Origin of the sequence: uncultured Brachyspira sp. (genome assembly GCF_934747485.1) — a bacterium.
In the GTDB taxonomy this organism is placed as follows: domain Bacteria; phylum Spirochaetota; class Brachyspiria; order Brachyspirales; family Brachyspiraceae; genus Brachyspira.
The window spans coordinates 1-16,609 of the sequence record NZ_CAKVGN010000003.1 but is presented as its reverse complement, the minus strand read 5'-3'; the positions used below and the strand labels follow the sequence as shown (position 1 = coordinate 16,609).

Annotated in this window: 14 protein-coding genes; 10 read left to right on the top strand and 4 right to left on the bottom strand. The window is 28.6% G+C overall.

Going from position 1 to position 16,609, the window contains the following annotated elements; translation table 11 throughout:
* Nucleotides 1–205 precede the first annotated feature (205 nt).
* Nucleotides 206–1,366: a hypothetical protein gene (locus Q0H31_RS01055; protein ID WP_295295134.1), complete on the bottom strand. Its 1,161-nt coding sequence runs from the start codon at nucleotides 1,364–1,366 to the stop codon at nucleotides 206–208.
* A gap of 115 nt (nucleotides 1,367–1,481) precedes the next feature.
* On the opposite strand from Q0H31_RS01055, the gene Q0H31_RS01050 reads away from it, so the two are divergent.
* The 3 genes from Q0H31_RS01050 to Q0H31_RS01040 all read left to right on the top strand — a co-directional run bounded on the left by Q0H31_RS01050 (nucleotide 1,482) and on the right by Q0H31_RS01040 (nucleotide 3,498).
* Nucleotides 1,482–2,444, top strand: a complete 963-nt coding sequence (locus Q0H31_RS01050; RefSeq protein WP_295295132.1) for a viral A-type inclusion protein — start codon at nucleotides 1,482–1,484, stop codon at nucleotides 2,442–2,444.
* Between the two features lie 15 nt (nucleotides 2,445–2,459).
* A complete protein-coding gene (locus Q0H31_RS01045) occupies nucleotides 2,460–2,774 on the top strand; it encodes a cell division protein ZapA (RefSeq protein WP_295295130.1) in 315 nt (104 codons plus the stop codon).
* Between the two features lie 97 nt (nucleotides 2,775–2,871).
* Entirely contained in the window at nucleotides 2,872–3,498 is a 627-nt protein-coding gene (locus Q0H31_RS01040) for a queuosine precursor transporter (RefSeq protein WP_295295128.1), read from the top strand.
* A gap of 87 nt (nucleotides 3,499–3,585) precedes the next feature.
* Here Q0H31_RS01040 and Q0H31_RS01035 read toward each other — a convergent pair whose 3' ends face one another.
* The 3 genes from Q0H31_RS01035 to Q0H31_RS01025 form a co-directional block, all read right to left on the bottom strand.
* Nucleotides 3,586–4,446 carry a flagellin gene (locus tag Q0H31_RS01035; RefSeq protein WP_295295126.1) on the bottom strand — a complete coding sequence of 287 codons (861 nt, stop codon included), beginning with the start codon at nucleotides 4,444–4,446 and terminating at the stop codon, nucleotides 3,586–3,588.
* Between the two features lie 750 nt (nucleotides 4,447–5,196).
* On the bottom strand, nucleotides 5,197–8,364 hold the full coding sequence (locus Q0H31_RS01030) for an efflux RND transporter permease subunit (protein WP_295295124.1): 3,168 nt from the start codon (nucleotides 8,362–8,364) through the stop codon (nucleotides 5,197–5,199).
* A 41-nt stretch (nucleotides 8,365–8,405) separates the two neighbouring features.
* Nucleotides 8,406–9,908 (bottom strand): TolC family protein, encoded by a 1,503-nt coding sequence (locus tag Q0H31_RS01025; RefSeq protein ID WP_295295122.1) that lies wholly within the window; start codon nucleotides 9,906–9,908, stop codon nucleotides 8,406–8,408.
* A gap of 894 nt (nucleotides 9,909–10,802) precedes the next feature.
* Between Q0H31_RS01025 and Q0H31_RS01020 the strand changes: the two genes are divergently transcribed.
* From Q0H31_RS01020 to Q0H31_RS00990, 7 genes are all read left to right on the top strand, one after another.
* Entirely contained in the window at nucleotides 10,803–11,261 is a 459-nt protein-coding gene (locus Q0H31_RS01020; RefSeq protein ID WP_295295120.1) for a hypothetical protein, read from the top strand.
* Between the two features lie 38 nt (nucleotides 11,262–11,299).
* A complete protein-coding gene (locus Q0H31_RS01015) occupies nucleotides 11,300–11,662 on the top strand; it encodes a hypothetical protein (RefSeq protein ID WP_295295119.1) in 363 nt (120 codons plus the stop codon).
* A gap of 486 nt (nucleotides 11,663–12,148) precedes the next feature.
* Nucleotides 12,149–12,703: a TetR/AcrR family transcriptional regulator gene (locus Q0H31_RS01010; RefSeq protein WP_295295117.1), complete on the top strand. Its 555-nt coding sequence runs from the start codon at nucleotides 12,149–12,151 to the stop codon at nucleotides 12,701–12,703.
* 106 nt (nucleotides 12,704–12,809) lie between these two features.
* On the top strand, nucleotides 12,810–13,526 hold the full coding sequence (gene purC, locus Q0H31_RS01005) for a phosphoribosylaminoimidazolesuccinocarboxamide synthase (RefSeq protein WP_295295115.1): 717 nt from the start codon (nucleotides 12,810–12,812) through the stop codon (nucleotides 13,524–13,526).
* Between the two features lie 131 nt (nucleotides 13,527–13,657).
* Nucleotides 13,658–14,320 carry a late competence development ComFB family protein gene (locus Q0H31_RS01000; protein ID WP_295295114.1) on the top strand — a complete coding sequence of 221 codons (663 nt, stop codon included), beginning with the start codon at nucleotides 13,658–13,660 and terminating at the stop codon, nucleotides 14,318–14,320.
* Nucleotides 14,321–14,374: 54 nt separating this feature from the next.
* Entirely contained in the window at nucleotides 14,375–14,914 is a 540-nt protein-coding gene (locus Q0H31_RS00995; protein WP_295295112.1) for a hypothetical protein, read from the top strand.
* A gap of 62 nt (nucleotides 14,915–14,976) precedes the next feature.
* The gene (locus Q0H31_RS00990) at nucleotides 14,977–16,446 is read left to right on the top strand and encodes a M17 family metallopeptidase (RefSeq protein ID WP_295295110.1); all 1,470 of its coding nucleotides are present in this window, start codon (nucleotides 14,977–14,979) and stop codon (nucleotides 16,444–16,446) included.
* The last annotated feature ends 163 nt before the right edge of the window (nucleotides 16,447–16,609 follow it).

Below are 16,609 nucleotides of genomic sequence, written 5' to 3'. Positions count from 1 at the left end.
ACGTTTTATTAAATTTTTAACTTAAATTATTTTTTAATGACTATTTAGAAATGTTAACACCCGCCCAAGCTTTTAATTAAATAAAAAATCTATTTAACGCACGGTTAGCAGACTTTATTATTTAATTAAATTTAAACTTATAATTAGTTAAATGAAAAAAAGTTTGTTCACCGTGCGGTGTGAAATTTTTTTATAAATTTAGAAATTAAAATAAAGCTTTCATAGCAATATAGTACCTTCCGTCTGTAGAGCCTTGAAAACCAAAGTAAATAGGGTCAAATTTTACATAAGCACTGTATTCTAAACAAAATAAATCCTTACTTTTATCAAATCTGTTTTTATCATTATCATGCTCAACAGGTATGTAAAACAAAGGACGTATAGCAATATTAAGCATTTTCCATTCAAGCCCTAATTCAAACCTTAAATAATGAGCATCATTGTCTCTCCAAGTATATTCTCCAAGCATATTAAGCCAAAGCTGATTATCTAAGAAAGGCACTCTTCCCATAGCATAAAGCTGTATTATATGATGAGTATAATCGTTTTCTAAATTGTAATTAATATTGTTTTTATCAAAAGCTTCCGGAGAGAGAGAAGATTTTTTATTGTACTGATATAAAAACTGTACTTTGAAATAATCTCCATTAATTTTAAAAACCGCAGCCAAAGGAGAAGAGTTTTCAGTAAACCCTTGAGAATAGGAAAGCTCATAATAATGCCCAATAAATCCAGTTCTAAAACCCATAGCATTGTTTACCCTCGGTAAATACCAATGAGGAACATCTTCAAAACTTTCAAGAGAACTATCAACCACAGAAGGCAAAAGCATAAAAGTAGATTCATTAATGTCATTAACAGCCTTCATTCTAAAAGATAGTAAAAGCCTTGTTAATGTTACTGTTTCTATACCAGCATCATAAACTTCTATGTTTCCATTAGCATTAACTTTTCCGTTTTCACTAAACACATTTAATTTACTTGAAAGTGTTACAAAAGGAGTAGCTGAAAATATCCAATCATAATGAAAACTTTTGCCCACAGAAAGATACATGTTAGGCATAGAAAAGTTGCCGTTTTTTAGGTTCACCCCAATTACAGTATTCATATGAAGCTCTATAGTTGATAATTCATATAATAACCTTGAAGAGAAAATCCTCGGGTCTGGATTATCCCTCTTATAGCTTTCATGTATATAGTCATAAGGTATATATGATGTAGTTGGTCTAATAGGCTCTAAACCTATATACGGCCAAACATTTACTATTCCTTTTAATAATTTCTGTTCTTTCTCGGAATATGGAGATTGTGCATTTAGTGCTAAACAATTAAGAATAGCAAGAAGAATAAATATTAGTTTTTTCATTATATACGTTTTATTAAGTTTTATTTTATTTGTTTAATTTTATCATATAAATAAAAAATTGACAATTGCATTATATGTGATATAATTTTTTATACTATGCTATTGGGGGAAGAAATTGAAAGAGTTTAGTGTATTAGAAAACAAAGTAAAAGAGTTATTAGAAGAATGGAAAGTCCTCTCATCAGAAAAAAATGCTTTGCATAAAAGTATTAATGAACTAGTCTCAGAAAAAGAAAATCTGCAAAATAATATAAATGAATTACAATCCCAATTGCAATCTCTAAAAGAAGATAAAACTATATTAGAAACGGATAAAAGAAATATTAATAATAACTATATCTCTCTCAAGGAGGAGAGAGATAATATACTAAAAGAAAAAGATAATTTATTAAAAGAGTTAGAAGCTACAAAAATAGAAAGAGACAGTCTTAAAACAAATATAGAAAGGTTTGAAAAAGATTGTTTAACTCTTATGGAAGAAAATGATAATCTTAAAAAAGAGCTTCAAACTATAAGCAGCAATATAGATAATATTAAAAAAGAAAATGAAGAAGTTCAAAGCAGTGTATTTAGCTTAATTAGCAAAATAGACAAGGCTATGATAGATGATAATATTTCTGATAAACAAAATACAGATAATAATATTACTGATTTAGATATTAAAAAAATTAAAGAAAGCATTGAAAATAGCTCTGCTGCAGAAAATGTTATAGAAGATAAAGAAGCACAATTAGAAGAATTAAAATCAAATATTGTAGTGGAAGAAAGCTTTGCTTCCGAATCAGAAGATGATGTTAAAAAAGAAGAATATAATAATAAAAACTCTAATTATAATAATGTTGCTAATGTAAAAGTAAATGAAGATGAGGACCCTTTTTCTAGTGCTTATGATGCAAGTTGGGACTCAGATATAAATGATAATAATGATAATATAGAGACTATTGAAGAAGAATATAAAGAAGTAAGCCATCAAGACAATAATGATTCTTCTTATGATTTTGATGTTAATGAGGAAGATCAGTATATGTTTGGAGACGACGATGATGAGGATTTCTTCTTTGATGATGACTCTAAATAATAATTAGGAAATATTATGGGAAGCAATTTAGAGGTTAATATATTTGGAAGAAATTTGAGTATTAAATATGATGAAGAAAATATTGAATACTTAAAAGAGTTGGCATCATTTGTTGATGAAAGTATGAAAGAGATATCAGAAATTTATGGTGATAAACAGCCAAGAGATGTTATAGCTATACTTGCTTGTCTTAATATCGCTGATGCTTTTAAAAGAGAATTAAAAAATACTAAAGCCGGAGAGGATACTCTCTCTGCTTTTAAAGAAAGCATAGTATCAAGGTCTAATGAACTTATTAGGCTTATAGATGAAGTAACCTTAAAAGAATAATTAAAAAAATAATCAAACAACATTTTCTTTCTGAAAACTCATCGAAAATACAGAGTAAATATCTATTTTATTATTATAATAAATAAAGGAAAAAACTATGGAAAAAAACTACGAATACCAAATTTCATTTATTAGCATAATCATTATTGGTTCTTATATAGCTTGCCAGATGATATCAAATATAGCAAGCGTAAAGATAGCAAATGTATTAAATTTAGCTGTAGATGGAGGAACTTTTCTCTATCCTTTAGCTTTCACAATAAGAGATATGTCTCATAAAACAATAGGTAAAAAAAATACACAAAAACTTATATTAGTTTCAGCTATAATCAATATATTTACACCAATTTATTTTTACATAATATCAAATATACCAGCAGACAGCAGTTGGCAATTTAATGAATCTTTTCAATTAACATTAAGCCCAGTGCTTAGAATATCAATAGCTTCAATTGTTGGCTCTACAATAGCAGAATTAGTTGATACAGAGATATATCATTTCTTTGTAACAAAAATCACTAAAAGATATCAATGGCTTAGAGTCTTGATTAGTAATGCTTTTAGTATACCTGTTGATAATTTATTGTTTGTAGCGATAGCATTTTATGGAGCATTACCTTTTGAGGCTTTAGTTGGAATATTTGTATTTAATTTCTTTGTAAAATATGCAGTAACTATTATAAGTGTACCTATGATATATTTGGTAAAAGAAAACAAACAATAAATAAAAAATTATTTAAAAATCACATAGTAATAAAAAAGCTGCTCTCGTTTTGAGAACAGCTTTTTTTTAATCAATCAATAAAAATTATCATTGAACTAAACGTAATACGCCTTGGTTCATAGTGTTAGCTTGAGCAAGCATAGCTAAGTTAGTTTGACTAAGTATTTGATCTTTAGCAAATTTAACAGAAGCTTCAGCCATATCAGTATCTCTTATTCTGCTTTCAGAAGCCATAGTGTTTTCATAACCTATCATTAAACCTTGAGCAGTAAGCTCTAATCTGTTTTGATAAGCACCAAGATTAGATCTTTGTTTAGAAACTTTCATTAAAGCTTCATCTAATAAACCTATAGCAGTATTAGCACTGTCAATAGAAGAAATAGAAAGGCTAGTACCATCAGCAGTGTTTTGTAAACCTAAAGCAGCAGCAGTCATAGTGCCTATATAAACTCTTCTTCTTTCGTCCATATTAGCTCCCATGTGAAACCACATACTTGCAGCAGGGTTACCGCCGGCATTAGGGTCAGCAAATCTACCAGTAAGCATATTAAGAGTATTGAATTGAGCCTGACTAGCAATACGGTTAACTTCATCTACTAATTGAGAAACTTCAACTTGGATAAGCATTCTGTCATCATCAGTATAGATACCGTTAGCAGATTGTACAGCTAATTCACGAATTCTTTGTAAGATGTCTTGACTTTCTTGAAGGTAGCCTTCAGTAGTTTGAATGAAAGAGATACCATCCTGAGTGTTTCTTTCAGCTTGACGTAAACCGCGAATTTGTGTACGCATTTTTTCAGATACAGCTAAACCAGAAGCATCATCTCCAGCTCTGTTAATTCTTAAACCAGAAGATAAAGAAGCCATATCTTTAGCAAGGTCTACATTCCTAAATTTTAAAGTACGTTGTGCATTTACTGCACTGATATTGTTATTGATGATCATCGTCATCCTCCCTGATAATTTATTCAAAAAGGCATCCGTGCCTAATTGGCAAAAAATATTAAAGAGAATTTATGACTTTCCGAGATTTTAAACAAATTAAGGTTTTGATAAGTCATAAACTCTCTGGGTATTCTTATCTGCAAATAAAAATACCAAAATATGGTTTATCAATTAATAATAAAAACGAAAGGTTCGAGACCGCCAAATCTTTGGACCTTCGTTTTTCTATATATTAATTCTCGGCTCTATCGGCATAAACTTAAATTTGGTTTAGCATTTTTTTATTTTTTTTTATAATTTTTTATTTTTTCTATAATAAAATGTATTAAATTACATATTTTTAACTACTAATCATAAAAAATCTAAAAAACGCACGCAGAACATTATTTTGAAATGTAGAAAAAGTATAATATAATATCAATTTTTAAACATAATTCGGTTCACCGTGCGGTTGAAATAGCAAATTTTTAAGATGTATGTTAATTTTTTTGTTGTCCTTTTTTCCGTAGCTACGCTGTGCGTACCTCGCCAAACTTTTTACCCTTCAGGCACACTTCGCGAAGAACTGCATTTTTAACCAAAATATAGTGTTTATGCTACATTTTATATATACTCCTAAAGAATTAGATATAGTATGTGCGTTTTTTGCAACTTTTTTGAGCGACAAAAAAGTTGATAACTTCTCTATAATGTGCAGAAATTGAGAGAATGTAGTTGTTTCAGTATACACTCAAATTAATATTATAAAAATTATTTGTACTTCACTTTTACTAATTTTAAATCTACAGATATCATAAATAAGCTCGGCAAAAATATTAATGTTAAAAGCGAAGCAAATAAAAGACCATAAGCCATAGCCATAACCATAGGTACAATTAAATCTGCATTGCCGCCAATTCCATAAACTGTAGGAAGAAGCCCAAATATTGTAGTAACTGTAGTTAAAAATATTGCTCTAAACCTATCTCCTGCCCCTTCAATTACAGCATTAAATACATCTTGTTTTGATTGTATGTTTCCTTCTTCTAATATTCTGTTTATTAAGTCAACCATTATAATACCATTGTTAACAACAACTCCCGCAAGCCCTACTATACCAACAGCTCCTACAAATGACATAGGCATTCTATGAGCAGCAAAACCTAATATAACCCCCACAACCCCAAAAGGTATTATTCCAAGTATCATAAGCGGCTGAACAAATTTATTGAATTGTAATAGAAGTATTAAATATATTGCTATAATAGCTACAACATATCCGTATGCTATGCTCTTCATAGGCTCTTTAGTTTCTTTTACTTCGCCTCCAAACTCTATAGTTATATTAGGATAATCTTTAGAAATAGAATCAAAGAATTTCTGAACAGAATCTGTTACTCTTATAGCAGTAGTTTTTCCTAATACTATATCAGTTGTTAGGGTTATAGATTTTTTACCGTTGTAGTGCCTTATGCTTGATTGATTATTTGTAACTTCTATTGTTGCTATATCTTTTAATTGTATAAGTCTTCCGTATGTGCTTGGCATATATAAATTATTTAATACATTAGTGTCGTAAGTGTATTTTTTATCCATTCGCACTCTAAAATCAAGCTTGTTTTCAAATTGCTGAATGGAAGTGGCAACTATTCCAGAATATGCAGCCCTTAATTCTCTTGCAGCATAAGCCACATTTACACCAAGCTCGCTCATTCTGTCATAATCAAATAACACTCTAAGCTCTTCCATACCAATCTTGTCATCATCATCATAGTTTATAACGCCCTCTAATGTTAATAAGTGTGCTTTTATTTTGTCTTTTACTTCTTTAACTTTTTCAGTGTCATTTCCTATTATTTTCACATCCACAGCTTTACCGGGTGTTATAGGGAGTTTTGTATGTATTGTAAGAAGTGCTAATTCATCTCTAAGACCAGCCTCTTCAACTGCTTTCTCCAAATCATCTGCTATATCGTATGCTACTTTTTTCCTGTTGTTTGCAGGCACTAAATATATAATTGTTCCTGCAAGATTGTCCATCTCTTCAGAAATATCAACAGTGTTTTTGTCTAATTGCTTTCCAAGTAAACTATAAACTGCAATCATATCATTAGTATCTACTGTTTTATAAATAATGTCCTCTATTTCACTTAAATATTTTTCTGTTTTATATAATGGAGCTCCAACACCTGCATCCATATTAATAACAACAACATCAGCACTAGTATCATAAACAAGTATAAATTGAGAAAATACTATTTTAAATATAAATATGCTTATAATAAATATGCTTATAAAAAATATTAATACTAAATATCTATGTTTGAGAGTAAGTTTCAAAAATTTAACAAAAGGTATTTTTAGCTTATCAAACAATTTATCTTTATCAAAATCAAGAGGATTTTTAAAATTAAATCTTTTTTTCTTTTTTATGCCTGTTAATTCTTCATTAGTTATTAAATTGTTTGGAAGTATCAATACAGCCTGAAATATACTTGCAATTAAAGCTATTATTACAACCTTAGGATATTGATTAAGAAGCCTTCCCATAGTGCCGCCCACAAAAAGAATAGGCACAAAAGAAGCAACTGTTGTGAGCGTTGATATAAGCATAGGCATAAATACTTCATGAACAGCATTCTTTGTGGCATCTAAACCTTTAAAACCTCTTTGGTGAAAGTTAAATATATTTTCTGATACAACTATAGAGTTATCTACAATCATACCAAGTACAGTAATAAGCCCTCCAAGAGATATAATATTAAATGTAATTCCAGAGTATGTCATAAATATCAAAGAAACTGATATAACAATAAGCATTCCGAGAGAAGTAAATATTGCACTCTTAAAATCTAAAAATATTATTAGTATTATAAATATAATAATAAAACCAGTGATGATATTTGATGATACAGCATTAAGAAGGTCATTGATAGTTCTTGAGTTGTCAAACATAGGAACTATTTCTATATTGCTTGGAATAGTGGATTTATTTTTTTCAAAGTAAGCATTAACATTTTCTATTGTTTTTAATATATCAGCATCTTCTTTTTTTACTATGTTTATAGAGTATCCATTTTCTTTATTCACTCTCATATACACAGTTTTATCAACAAACATCTCTTCCACTCTTGCAACGTCTGCTATTCTTATAGGCTTTCCGTTGAATATAGAGCGAACTATAACATTGGTGATTGACAGAGGGTCTTGAAATTGCCCTGTTGTAACTAATAATTTATTGTTGGCATCAAGCCCATCGCTTTCGTCCGGCTTCATACTTCCGCTTGTAAGCCTCACATTTCTTAAAGATAATGCCTGCACTATTTCGCTTAATGACGTATAGTATTCTTGAAGTTTATATGGGTCTGCTATAATCTGAATTTCTGGGTCTGTTCTTCCATATACTTCAACGGTGGCTACTCCATCAACATATTTAAGCTCTTTTTCAAATCTTTTTGATATATCATAAAGCTCTTTTTCTGTGCCTTCCATGCCTTCTTTAAACTTTATTCCTATATTGTATATTGGAAGCCTATTAGCATTAGCCTCTGTAATTTTTATCTCTGTAACATCTTTAGATACATTCGGAGCATTTTGAAGTCTTCTAAATATTTCATCTTTTATAGGTCTTGTATCTTTTATCTTCATGTCTATTCTAATTGTAAGAATACCTGCATTTTCTATCATTATAGAATAAAACTCATCAATACCCGCTATAGTTTGAAGCTCATCTTCTATAGGTATCATAGCATTTTGCTCAACATCTTCCGGCGAAGCACCGGGATATATCACCTGCACTATCATTACATCAAAGTTTGTAGAAGGGAAAGCCTCTTTTTTTATAGCAGTATAAGAAAACATACCAACTGCTATAGTGATTAATATTATTACATTTACTAATAATCTGTTTTTAGCAAATAGTTCTACAATTTTATCCATAATACCTCTTTATTAATAATACCTCGAGTTTTATTATGTTTTTAGTTGTTAAGAAGCACAAGCGAATTATAATCCATCACTGTGCTTATTATCATATATTCCAAATTAAGAAGTTCTGCCCGAGCATTTACTAAATCTAATCTTGCATTAATTATCTCATCAACAGGAAGCCTTCCCTGCCTAAACCTTTCATTTTGAGTTCTCACTCTCGAGAATAAAGCCTGTACTTCAAGTTTTTTATCTTCGAGCATTTTTTTATACGCTTCAAACTCATCATAATAAGTACCAATCTGCACATCAAAATCTCTGTTTACCCTGTCAAAATCTGCAGTAACTGCTGTTAAAGCATTGTATGCATCTTCCATCTTAGCTTTAGCATCTCTTCCCCCTATAGGATAAGAAAACATTAAACCCACAAAATATTCAACATTCGTCATAGTTGAAAAAGAATTAAAATAACCACTGTCATCTAAAGTGGATAATGATACACTTCCAACTATAGATAAATCTGGAAGAGAATTATTTTTCATTATAGATAATGCATATTCGCTTCTTAATTTTAATTGATAAGCCATTTGCCCCTGAGCACTCTCCAAAAATGGCACCACATTTATTTTTGTATTAATTGAAGTTTCAAGCATATTCTCCCAATCATCTTCATTAGGCTCAACATTCTCTTCTGGTATAAAAAACTGTATGTTTCTAATTATCTTTTTTAAAATTAACTCTGACTTGTTTCTTGCTTCTCTATATTTAAGTGTTTGTCTTCTTGCATTTTGATAGGCATCATTATCTATTACGCCGCTTGTGTATCTTTTGTATATTTGATTTTCAAAAGCCTTAGCCTCTCTAATCATTTCATCATAGAGTTTAATTAGTTTTTGAGACATAATCCACTGATAATATATTTTCTGATATGATGTTAATACGCTGTTGTCATCTATTATTCTTTTTAGTTTTGCTATTGTAAGCTGATATTCTGCATCCTTTATTGGGTACATATCCAACTTACCAAAAAAGTCTCTTAATATTGGCTGAGCTATTTGTATTTCTATGCTTGGGGCGTAATATTTAAAATTGTTTGTGCTTAAATTAGGAAGTCTTCCTACAACCGTACCGAGCGGTGTATCTACAGGTATTTCTACCTCTCCCATTTTTAAATCACCAAAATAGCTGTCATGCTGTATTTTTACTGACCATCTTGTGCCTGAATATGGTATAAGTCCGCTGAAACCTGCACCTATTCTCATACCGTTATGCATAAAGTCTGATGTTGGTATAATATTATATTCATCAAAATGTTTTTGTGTGCCTATTGCCCCTGCCTGCAAATCAAACTTAACATCTCCGGAGCTTTTTGCTTTGGTTAGATTATTATAAGCATTACTCTCTTGTATGGCTGTTAATTTCATCTCTGGTATTATATTTTTTATTCTTTCAATATACTCTGCATAAGAGAGTATTTGAGCATTGGTTTGCGAGTATATGGAACTGCTTAATAAAAATAAAAATGCGGTAAAATAATATAATAATTTTTTTGACACTTTTGTACAAAACCTCATTATTATTATAGTTTATATTTTATTTATGATTATTATTATATCAAGTACAGAAAAATTACTATTGTATGATAAACTACATATTTTTATTTTTGTAAATTATATTTAAAATAAATTACATTATTATTAATATATATAACAACTATATTACTTTATATTTATATATTAAGAATATGTATCAAGTATGAAATAATACCAAAATTTTAAGTTAAAAAATGTAGTTCTTTTGGTTCTTTTATACCAATACCGAAAGGTACCTACTCGGTAAAAGAACTGGGGGCGTGGGGGCAAAGCCACCACAAGCAAAAAACTTAAATTCTTTTAAGATATGTTAAACAACTATATTTTACAATGTAATTTTTTGTTTTATTCAACTTTTTTGTCGCTCAAAAAAGTTGCAAAAAACGCAAATGCTTTAGCTTTGTATTTGATAAATATTTATAAAAGAAGTAATACCAATATTTTAGCTAAAAAATGCAGCCTTTTTGGTTAATCTTTACCAACAAATATGTTATTTTTTCATATTTTTGTTGACATATAAAAAAAAATATATTATACTAAATTACATGTTATATTTAAACTTTTATCTAAACAGTCTACAGTCTACAGTCTACAGTCTACAGTCTACAGTAAATTAATCAACTATTTATTATTAATAATACTTAATATCTTTTCTTTTGGTATTGCATCAAAAAATAATGACTATAGATATAGTTTTTTATTTTAAACAAAGGAGATCTTAAAAAAATGAAAAAATTACATAAATTATTTATTAATACATAATATACATATAATCTAAATAAGCATTGTAAATAAAAATAAATTTTTTAAGGAGAATATAAAATGAAAAGATTTCTTTCGTTAATTTTAGTAACAACAATGTTTCTATCTTTAATAACTTGCGGTTACGGGGAGCAAGTCAATAATGTGGGAGTTACAAAAAATGCAATTGCATATCAAGTCAATAATGCACCAGTTAAAGTTAATGTGGTAGATAAAAAGAATATACCTGAAGATATTTATGCTGGACGATTTTTTCCAAGAGTGCAACTAATTATTGAAGTTTCTAACAACTCTGATAAAGATATAAAAGGTGTTTCTGGTGTTTTAACAATAAAAGATTTATTTGGTAAACATATAATATCTCTTACATGTGACTTTACTGGAAAAAACATTGCTGTTGGCAGTACGGTAACATATTCGAATTTAGGTATGGATATCAATGAATTTATGAGTAGTCATACTAAATTATACAGTAAAAAATATTCAGATTTGATTTTTGAATACGAAGTAGATTCTATTGTATATTCTAATGGAGAAAGAGAATCATTTAATTAATAAAAATATAATATTTTAATACAGTTGAGGTTATTTAAATGAAAAAAAGCAAATTATTATTAGCTTCAAGCATTATCGGAACACTTTATTTAATATATCTAATTTTTTATTTTACAAATAACTTTATTATGTCTAAGGATGGGGCTGAAATTATTGGTGCTGGGCTTGCTGCTGCATTAGTAATGCCACATACAGTATGCGTTGGTATTGCTGTCATATTTAATTGGCTTGGATGGGCACTTAAAGTTCGTTGGGGAGCACTGGTTGCAGGAATTATGTATGCTGTTTCTATGGTATGTATGTTTTTATATGCGGTATTTGTACTTATCGAAATGATCTTTTGTTTTATTGCATTTGCTAAAATGAAACATGCATCTGAAAAAAATAATAGCAATTCTTAAAACCTTTAATCCAACTTATTTTATTTAAAAAATCTATGTATTTCATTAATGCAAATATATCGATTTTTTATAACTAATAAATAATAAAAGATATATAAATAAAAAAACTGAAAAGCTAAACCACTAGGTATATTGTAAAAATTTAATTAACTAAATCTTTAATTATACTAAAACAAATATAGTTTGTCATAGAATTTTTTTCTTCAACTTTTTCCCGCCGCAAAAAGTTGCAAAAAGTGCAAGTTATATGTTGTAATATGTATTAACATAAAATAATATATGATTTTGGATATGCTTAAAAGTTAGTTTTTTTAATGCAGCCTTTTTGGTTCTTTGTGGCACGCCGCAAGGGCACTTCCTTCGGTCGCAAAATAACTGGGAGTGCTACCCTACGGGCACGCTTCGCAGGAGTCAAAGCCCTGCAAATAATAAAAAACATGAAAACTAAATTTTGACAAAATATAATTGTTTCAGTATAATCTAACTATGATAGAAGAAAATAAAAAAGATTTGAGAATCATAAAAACTCAAAAATTATTAAAAGAATCTTTACTCGAACTTTTTAAAACTCACTCTTTTAACGATATCACAGTTACAGAAATATGCGAAAAATCTATGATTAATAGAGTTACTTTTTATGACCATTACAACAATAAAGAAGAACTTTTAAATAGCATCATAGAAGATATAAAAGAAGATATTATAAAAGAATTGAGAGATGATAATTTAATCTATAATTTTAAAAAGAACTACAGAAAAATAATAGAGAAAATAATAAACTATTTTGACAATAATAAACAATATTTTAATACTTCATTAGTTAATTATAACAATACTCTTTTATTTATATCACTTCTTCACAAGATTTTATTAGGGTATTTAAATGAATGGTTAAAAAATGAAGATAATATAGTAATACAAGAATTCATATCCGGAGGTCTTGTTTCTATAATATATCATTGGATAAAAGAAGATAAGAATATAGATAAAGATGTTTTAATTAATAATATATGCAAGCTATTAGAGAAAACTTTAAAATAATTTTACATATTAATGTTAATAAAAAAATACAATAAAAAAGATATAGTAAAATAATAAAAAAGGGTATATAATAAATAATCGTTTTTATAAAACAGGAGTATAGGTTATGTCTAAAGAAAAAAAAGAAATGATTTATGAAGGTAAAGCCAAAAAGGTTTATTCTACTGATAATGCTGATGAGATAATAGTTTATTACAAAGATGATGCTACAGCTTTTAACGGTGAGAAGAAAGGTTCTATAAAAGATAAAGGCGTTATGAATAATGAGATTACTACTTTACTTTTTAAGATGTTAGAGAAAAATGGAGTTAAGACGCATTTTATAGAAAAGATATCTGACAGAGAACAGCTTTGCCAGAGAGTACAAATATTCCCATTAGAAGTGATAGTGAGAAATTTAATAGCTGGTTCTATGGCTAAAAGACTTGGCATAGAAGAAGGTACAGTTCCGCCTAATACTATTTTTGAGATATGTTATAAAAATGATGAATACGGCGATCCGCTTATTAATGACCATCATGCTGTTGCTTTAAAACTTGCTACTTATGATGAATTAAAATATATATATGAAGTAACTTCTAAAGTAAATAATTTATTAAAAGAAGCTTTAGATAAAATAGGAATTACTTTGGTAGATTTTAAAGTAGAGTTTGGCAAGAACTCAAAAGGCGAAATACTTTTGGCAGACGAAATTACACCAGATACTTGCCGCTTCTGGGATAAGGCTACTGGAAAAAAATTAGATAAAGATAGATTTAGAAGAGATTTAGGTTCTATAGAAGAGGCTTATATAGAAGTATTGAACAGACTTAATAATATGTAAATAAATTTATATTATTACTAGTTTTGATAGGGCTTAACTATTAGTTTAGCCCTTTCATTTTTACACGTATTTATTTTGACAAATAATATATAATTTTGTATAATGTAATATAAAGTTTAAGGAGTTTGATTATGTATTTAGTAAACCTAATGGAACAAAAAGTTTCTAAGTTGGCAGATGCATATTTACAGAAAAAAAACATTCCAGTTAATAGCAATATGCGTATGGATATTATTGCATATACATTAAATAGAGTAAAACCAGAATATGTTACAAGTGCGAGGGGGGTATTATACAGTTATAAAGACCCTATAGAAAATAATAAAGAAGTTTTAAATATAATATCTCAAGCTTGTGAGGTTGTTACAAAAAGAAGGGAAAGTAATACTTCTTCTGATACTATACCTGTTATAGAAGAAAGCGGCTATTATATTACTTATCCGAGCATAATGGGTAATTTATTTGCTTCTAATAATACTGACAGAATAGAGAGTGCTAAGGTTTATATGTTTAGCAATAACACTCTATTAAAGGGATATGGAGTTAATTTCCCAAACCCTGCTATAGTTGCTAAAAATGTGGCTGGTAAATATATGTTTTGTTTTATGCCGCAAAAAACTGATTCTAATAAGAAGATAGATATTAATTTAGATATAGTGGTAGAAGCTGAGAATTATCAGAAGTTTAGAAGTTCTTTAACTTTTACTGTTCAGCCTGAATATTATAATGCAGGAGACATGCCATTATTTTCTGTTGAAGAAGTTAATGATATATCGCTTATAGAAAATAAATAAATAAAAATTTATTAAATAAATTAAAATATTTTAAGTTGATGTTATTGTAGATTAATGAGATTCGTAAAGTTTGTAGTATTAATATGTTTTATAATATTTGGTATAATGATACTAAACATCATACATAAAAATAAAACTGTGTATGATAAAAAAAATATGGTCCGTCCTTTTTCTTACAGCGATATACTTTATTGTGTAAATGGGGAGATAAAGTCCTTAGCTTCTCTCTCTTTTACTACTTCACTTGATGATTTATCTAATTTATTTGATATAGATAAAAATATGATTAACAATAATATTTTAAATAAAAATATTAACATATATGAAAACAATGCACAAATCAATGTATTTATCTCTCAAAAGAAAATAGAACAGATTACACTTAATATTACAAACAATATTGATGTGTCTTTAAGCAGTATATTTAAAAATTTAGACAACTGCAACATTGCATTAGAAACAGAGAGAATAGAAGATTCTAATGGCGAGAGCTTAGCTGAGATTTATACTCATAATGGAGATAGATATAAATTGGTGATAACTAAAACTCAAAATGATTTATCTGTTGATTATGTAAATTTAAAAATTAATTAATTGACATAAAATAAACATTATATATAATAGATATCATCATAGAATTCGTAAAGGACATATCGATGAAACTCAAACACACAAGCAATTTTATAAAAAAAGATACAGTTGCAATCTTTGTTAAGGTTGAAAAAGAAAAACCTAAAGTTTGCACATTTAATGATGAGTATATAAAATTATTTAACAGTTTAGTAAAAGACAAATATTACACCATATCAACTCCATTTGCATTTGCTTTTTCGAGCAATACGAGAGTGATTTATATTACTTATAAGGAAGTAAAAAACTATATTTATGAAACTTGGAAAAATGCCGGTGCTTCTTTAATAAGAATAATGAATCAGCTTCATATATCTGATATAGAAGTAGATATGGCAGAATTATTTGCTGAAATCGGTTCTGAGGAATCTTATATACAGTTTTGTTTAGGAATGTTTTTAGCATCTTATAGTTTTGATTATTATTTTGGAGAGAAAAGACTTAAAGAAAAAAATAACATTAATAATATTTTACTTGTTTCTGACCATAAGAAAGATACTGAAAATGCAATTAATGTTGCCTCTAATATATCTGAGCATATTTGTTGGGCGAGAGATATGGTTAATGAGCCTAGCAATACTATCAATTCTTTAACTTTTGTAGATAGAGCTAAAAAGATTGCTGAAAAGAAAAAAATCACTGCTGTTGTATTAGATGAGAAACAATTAAAGACATTAAAGATGAATGGAATATTAGGTGTTAATGCTGGAAGTAAGAATCCGCCAAGACTGCTTTGTATGCAATATAAAAAGCCTAAAGCTAAGAAAAATATAGTATTGGTTGGTAAAGGCATAACATTTGATACAGGCGGAATGAGTTTGAAGCCTGCTGACAGCATGCTTGGAATGAAAGATGATATGGCAGGTGCAGCTGCAGTGTGTGGAGCTTTATTCTTGGCTTCTGATATGGAGCTTGATGCTAATGTTACAGCTATTTGTCCTTTAACTGATAATAAAACAGGAAGCGGTGCTATTAACCCAGGCGATATATTAAAAATGTATAATGGTGTTACTGTTGAAATTATTAGTACAGATGCTGAAGGAAGATTAATACTTGCCGATGCTCTTGCTTATGGAATAGAAAAATATAAACCTGATTATATAATAGATATAGCTACATTAACAGGTGCTTGTTCTATAGCTTTAGGAAGACATGCTACTGGTTTACTTTCTACAGATGAAAAATTATCTAAGGCTATTAAAGAGGCTGGCGATGATACTTATGAAAGAGTATGGGAACTCCCTATGTTTGATGAATACAAAGAGCAAATAAAATCTGATGTGGCTGATATAAAAAATACAGGCGGAAGACATGCCGGTACTATTACTGCAGCACAGTTTCTTTCATACTTTACTGAAGGAACTAAATGGGCTCATTTGGATATAGCATGCACTTCTATATCTGAAGCTAATGAAAAATATTTAGCTAAAGGAGCTACTGGAGTTGGAGTTTATTTATTAGAAAAAACTATAGAAAAATTAATAGAAATTAATTAATTATTATATATATTTTTTAATAGTCCTGCTAATATTATAATATGGCAGGGCTTTTTTATTTTTAAATATTTTGTTTTTATTGCTAATTTAGGGGCTGTCCTAGATAACTAAAAAAGCTCCTTTCTTGCTAAATTATATATAATTTCCAACTGTTTTTCAACTT

Bases quoted from the DNA above. Each gene is read 5' to 3' on its own strand.
- Q0H31_RS01055 (WP_295295134.1), bottom strand. From the start codon at position 1,366: ATGAAAAAACTAATATTTATTCTTCTTGCTATTCTTAATTGTTTAGCA.
- Q0H31_RS01045 (WP_295295130.1), top strand. From the start codon at position 2,460: ATGGGAAGCAATTTAGAGGTTAATATATTTGGAAGAAATTTGAGTATT.
- Q0H31_RS01040 (WP_295295128.1), top strand. From the start codon at position 2,872: ATGGAAAAAAACTACGAATACCAAATTTCATTTATTAGCATAATCATT.
- Q0H31_RS01035 (WP_295295126.1), bottom strand. From the start codon at position 4,446: ATGATCATCAATAACAATATCAGTGCAGTAAATGCACAACGTACTTTA.
- Q0H31_RS01030 (WP_295295124.1), bottom strand. From the start codon at position 8,364: ATGGATAAAATTGTAGAACTATTTGCTAAAAACAGATTATTAGTAAAT.
- Q0H31_RS01020 (WP_295295120.1), top strand. From the start codon at position 10,803: ATGTTTCTATCTTTAATAACTTGCGGTTACGGGGAGCAAGTCAATAAT.
- Q0H31_RS01015 (WP_295295119.1), top strand. From the start codon at position 11,300: ATGAAAAAAAGCAAATTATTATTAGCTTCAAGCATTATCGGAACACTT.
- Q0H31_RS01010 (WP_295295117.1), top strand. From the start codon at position 12,149: ATGATAGAAGAAAATAAAAAAGATTTGAGAATCATAAAAACTCAAAAA.
- purC (WP_295295115.1), top strand. From the start codon at position 12,810: ATGTCTAAAGAAAAAAAAGAAATGATTTATGAAGGTAAAGCCAAAAAG.
- Q0H31_RS01000 (WP_295295114.1), top strand. From the start codon at position 13,658: ATGTATTTAGTAAACCTAATGGAACAAAAAGTTTCTAAGTTGGCAGAT.
- Q0H31_RS00995 (WP_295295112.1), top strand. From the start codon at position 14,375: ATGAGATTCGTAAAGTTTGTAGTATTAATATGTTTTATAATATTTGGT.
- Q0H31_RS00990 (WP_295295110.1), top strand. From the start codon at position 14,977: ATGAAACTCAAACACACAAGCAATTTTATAAAAAAAGATACAGTTGCA.